The sequence below is a fragment of the Deltaproteobacteria bacterium genome (assembly GCA_016930875.1).
In the GTDB taxonomy this organism is placed as follows: Bacteria; Desulfobacterota; Desulfobacteria; order Desulfobacterales.
Map to the genome: position 1 here is coordinate 1 of JAFGFW010000152.1, position 5,034 is coordinate 5,034.

At 51.2% G+C, this 5,034-nt stretch carries 3 protein-coding genes; all 3 read left to right on the forward strand.

Annotation, left to right across the window (positions count from 1 at the left end; translation table 11 throughout):
* Nucleotides 1-204 precede the first annotated feature (204 nt).
* The 3 genes from JW883_12990 (at nt 205) to JW883_13000 (ending at nt 4,480) form a co-directional block, all read left to right on the forward strand.
* Nucleotides 205-1,962: an ABC transporter ATP-binding protein gene (locus tag JW883_12990; protein ID MBN1843181.1), complete on the forward strand. Its 1,758-nt coding sequence runs from the start codon at nt 205-207 to the stop codon at nt 1,960-1,962.
* A 1-nt stretch (nt 1,963) separates the two neighbouring features.
* Complete coding sequence (locus JW883_12995) at nt 1,964-3,970, forward strand: ABC transporter ATP-binding protein (protein MBN1843182.1); 2,007 nt, start codon at nt 1,964-1,966, stop codon at nt 3,968-3,970.
* Nucleotides 3,971-4,288: 318 nt separating this feature from the next.
* The gene (locus JW883_13000) at nt 4,289-4,480 is read left to right on the forward strand and encodes a hypothetical protein (GenBank protein MBN1843183.1); all 192 of its coding nucleotides are present in this window, start codon (nt 4,289-4,291) and stop codon (nt 4,478-4,480) included.
* Nucleotides 4,481-5,034 lie beyond the last annotated feature (554 nt).

A 5,034-nucleotide genomic window follows, 5' to 3' on the forward strand; every position in this document is an offset into this window, starting at 1 on the left:
AACGGCTACGAAGGCCGGGAAGTAGCCTTGGCTACGAGCTCTCCGTCCGCCTGCGGGCCGAAGCCTATGGCGGAGAGCCCGAAGGCTTCGGCCCGCAGGCGGACGGCTGAAAGAGTGATATGGCCATGCCCTTGAACTTCTAAGTGCCTTTAAGCTTGCGACGGTCAAGAAGAAGCGGGCAGAGACAACAAAAAAAACCGGTTCATGAAGTCATACCGTCTTATTAAACCATACTTTGTGGAAAAGAGGGCAGTTATATTGCTCGGCCTTCTTTCTCTTTTCGTGGTTGACATCCTTCAATTATTTATTCCTCGGATCATCAAGTGGGTTGTGGATGATTTGACAATCTGCCGCACCACAGCCACAAACGTCTCTCATTATGCCCTCTATATTGTAGGTGTGGCGCTACTGATCGGGATATTTCGATTTGTCTGGCGCAGATGTCTCATAGGCACATCAAGAAGGGTGGAGGAGGGGCTGCGCAACCAGCTTTTTGCTCACATCCAGACTCTTTCTGGCGCCTACTTTGATGAAACCAAGACAGGGGACTTGATGGCCCACGCCACAAATGACGTACAGCACGTGCGGATGGCCGTGGGCATGGGGATGGTGGCGCTAACAGATGCGGTGGTTCTTGGGCTGGCTGCAATCGGTTTCATGCTGTACATCAACGTCACTCTGACCGTTTTTGCCCTGCTGCCTATGCCGGTTATTGTCATATTGGCTCGTGTCGTTACCCGACGTATGCACCGGCTCTACAAGGAAGTCCAGGCCTCCTTTGCCGGTCTGACTGAAACGGTTCGAGAACGTGTTGCCGGTATCAGGGTGATTAAGGCCTACAACAGGGAGGAGGCGGAAGCCCTGAGGCTTGCAGAGATCTCAAAAGATTATTTGGGCAAAAATCTTCGACTGGTCCGGATTACGGGAGTCTTTTTTCCTGGGATGATGTTTTTTTCCAATCTGAGTGTGGCAGTGGTGCTGTATCTGGGCGGTGGGCAGGCTATTGATCTTACGATTACGCCGGGTGATTTTGTGGCCTTCATAAGCTACCTGGGTCTTCTCACGTGGCCTATGATGGCCATGGGCTGGGTGATCAACCTGATCCAACGGGGAGGCGCCTCACTGGACAGGATCAGTCGGATCCTTGAGACCAGGCCTCAGATTGTCAGCCCAAAAATGGCAAGTCCGGTAAGAGCGGTCGAGGGGGAGATCGTCTTTGATAATGTGGGTTTCAAATATGGTCCGGGCCAGCCAAATGCCCTTTCAAAGGTGTCATTTTCTGTGACATCAGGCCGGACGCTCGGTGTGGTTGGCCCCACCGGAAGCGGCAAGACCACACTGTGCCATCTGATTCCAAGGCTTCTTGATCCCACGGAGGGACGCATTCTGATTGACGGCAAGGAGATCCGACGGATACCTCTTCAGACCCTGCGGGCACACCTGGCAGTAGTCCCCCAGGATGCCTTTTTGTTTTCGGGCACGATCCAAGAAAACCTGTGCTTTGGAAAGAATGATGCTTCTGAGGAAGAGATAATCGTGGCAGCTAAAGCCGCACGTTTGTATGACACCGTCATGGGATTTCCCGATCAGTTCCGCACCGTCATTGGAGAAAAGGGGGTCACCCTCTCTGGCGGTCAAAGGCAGCGTCTCGCCCTGGCAAGGGCCCTTCTGGTTTCAGCGCCTATCGTGATTCTGGATGATCCCATGAGCCAGGTGGACACAGAGACTGCTGCCGCCATCCTGGGCAGCGTTCGAGAGCTTTCCGCCGGCCGCACCACAGTGATAATATCTCACAGGATCAGCCACGTGAGACACGCGGATCTTATTATTGTACTGGAGTGCGGACGCATAAGTCAGACCGGCACGCATGAACAACTAATGGCGCAGGATGGATATTACGGCAGAATGTATCAATTGCAGCAGATTGAAGAAGAACTCAACAACGGAAAAGCTGAGACGTGATATGCGAATCGACTACGGATATTTTGAAGAGGATCAGCTCGGCAAACCATACGACCTGAGATTGCTAAGAAGGCTCTTTCCGCACGTTCGCCCATATAAACTCTTTTTTTTGCTCTCCATTGTGCTCGTCAGCGCCATTACTGTCATGGACCTGGCGCTGCCTTATCTCACGAAGGTGGCTATCGACCGCTATATTGTACAGGACATGGCGGCTGAAAAAACGGGAGCTTCGCAGAAACGGCGGTTTTATGTGGCCGACCTCCGAGCCCCGAGGGTTGCCAGGATCGTGGATCAGCACCCGAGACTTTTTGAAATCGAGTGGCCCCATGCAAGGATTCCTTATGAGGATCTTTCAAAGCTCGACAAGTCTGATTTGGCGGTTCTCCGAATGCGAGATCATGCCGGCGTGGCCCGCATTGCCCTGATATTTCTTGGCGTTGTGTTTTGCCATTTTCTTTTGGGTTTTGGAAACGTTCTAGTCATGGAATATACGGGGCAGTTCATTATGCATGACATCAGGCTGAGGCTTTTTGAGCACATCCAGGGCCTTTCCGTGGCGTTTTTTACCAAGAATCCCGTTGGTCGTCTGGTGACCCGCGTAACCAGTGACGTTCAGAATCTGCACGATTTTTTCACATCCATCATCACGGTGCTTTTCAAGGACATCTTTCTCCTTCTTGGCATAACTGTTGTGCTACTGCTGATGAATTGGAAACTGGCCCTAATCTGTTTTCTCATGCTGCCGTTCATATTTCTTACGACAACCTACTTCAGCCGTCTGGCCAGGGACCTGTTTCGGGAACTTCGGATTAAGATAGCTGAGATCAACACAAGGCTTCAGGAAAGCATTAATGGTATCCGTATTATCCAGCTATTCGTTCAGGAGGCCAGAAACTACGAGCGTTTCAAAGAACTCAATCGCCAGAATTATCTGGTCGGAATGCGTCAGATAAACGTGTTTGCCGTATTCATGCCGGCAATCGAGGTTTTGAGCTCAGTTACCACAGCGCTGGTCATCTGGTATGGCGGGATGCGTGTTCTTGGCGAGAGCCTGAGCCTTGGTGTTCTGGTAGCCTTTGTTTCCTATATGAGGATGTTTTTTCGGCCCATCCGCGATATTGCTGAAAAGTACAACATCATGCAGTCGGCCATGGCCTCTTCAGAGCGGATTTTTCTCCTTCTTGACAACCAGGAGCGGATTCCGGAGTCTGAAATCCCGAGCAAGATGCCGGACGCAACCACGCCAACCATAACCTTTTCCGATTCGGAATTGGAGACGGCGGACGCAGTGTCCTTTGAAAGGGTGTGGTTCGCCTATGAAGGGGAAGACTGGATATTAAAGGATGTCTCATTTACCGTTCGGCGTGGTGAAACAGTGGCCATTGTGGGGCCGACCGGGGCAGGCAAATCGACTCTCATTCATCTTATTGAACGGTTTTACAATCCATCCAGGGGGAGTATCACGGTTGGCGGGGTGGACATGCGTCACGTACCCAAGGCCTTGTTGCGGGCGCGAATTGCCTTGATCACTCAGGATGTGTTTTTGTTTGCAGACACAATCAGAGATAACATTACTGCGGGAAACCCGCATCTTTCTCATGAGGGCCTGCAAGAGATCATTGCAGCGTGCAATCTTGACCGGTTGGTTGAAATCCTTCCTCATGGACTGGATACGGCCTTGACAGAGGGAGGCCGCACCCTTTCGAGCGGCGAACGGCAGTTGCTGGCCTTTGCCAGGGCCCTGGCCCGCGACCCTGAGATTCTGATCCTTGATGAAGCGACTTCGAGCGTTGATACACAAACAGAACAACTCATCCAGGAGGCAACCTTTAGGTTGATGCAAAAACGCACGGCCATCGTGGTGGCGCATCGCTTGTCCACCATTCGGAATGCCGACCGTATCATTGTGCTTCACAGAGGGCGCATCAAAGAGGTGGGCTCTCACGACGAACTCATGGACAGACAGGGCCTGTACTATCAATTGTATCAGTGGCAGGCGGTGTCTTGAGGGGCCAAGCGTGTGGAGAGGCCCCCTTGGGAGCAGGATGTCCCCTGCACACACGAACACACGCTCAAACCATTTCCCAAAACAACTGAACTGTCATAAAAACCGATTCCGTTATTGCCAAAAGACAAGCTTTCTGTTTAGATGGCCCAACAGCCTACGATGAGTAACCTCTTCACGTGTCAAACTGAGGGAGGCAGAAAGCCTCATTGTCTTCGAGACTGGACAGTACAAAGTTTTCGTAATCCATAGTTAGAGAATCATGCTCAAAATGGTTCAGGGAATTCTAGACTTTTGAAGTAAAAATAAGGAGGTCCAAGAATGCCGCTGGAGGAGAAAAAAACCTTCGTCGAAGACCCCAAGCCGAATATTACGACGGAGGAGAAAAACAGGCATCTTTCGTACATGCTCGGCACCGCTCCCCATCACGGACGAAATATTTTCCGCATCGAACGCGTCGAAATCGGAGCGTCGGGCTGGTGGATCCATTACCGCACTGAGTCGCCGGACTGAGGCAGATGGCCAAATACAATATCCGTCAGGCCTAGTATCCAGAAGATTGGTAGAACTAAGACATCTCCCGCAAAACACGCGGATGCAGTCCGGCGGGCAGGCCTTCGCAGTCTGCCGCGGTGTTCCACATCGCTAATTGCGGGCTTTCAACATGATTACTTCTATTGATCTCTACCTTGATGCTGCCCCGCGACTGTTCTTATTTGTAAATGATATCGAAAAGGGATTTGGATACGATCCTTGCGATTTCTCGCTCACTTGGAGTGAGAGTTTTGAGGAGACAAGTTTCTTGACAATGCCGTGGCCTTATAATAGGATAAATTTACCCTAATGTTGAGTAAATAACATGGCAACAGAGGACAAAAACCAAGAATAACATATGGTTGAGCATTCATGATGCATTGTTCACAAATCCACCGAGAATGACATCCATGAAAAGCGAAAAACCTGCCATGTTGTTTACCCTGCGGGAAAGCCGATGTCGAAGATCCGCCGCAGGAGGGATACCGCATCTCCTGCGTTGTTCCGCCTGCGGCGGACGGTAAACTACTACA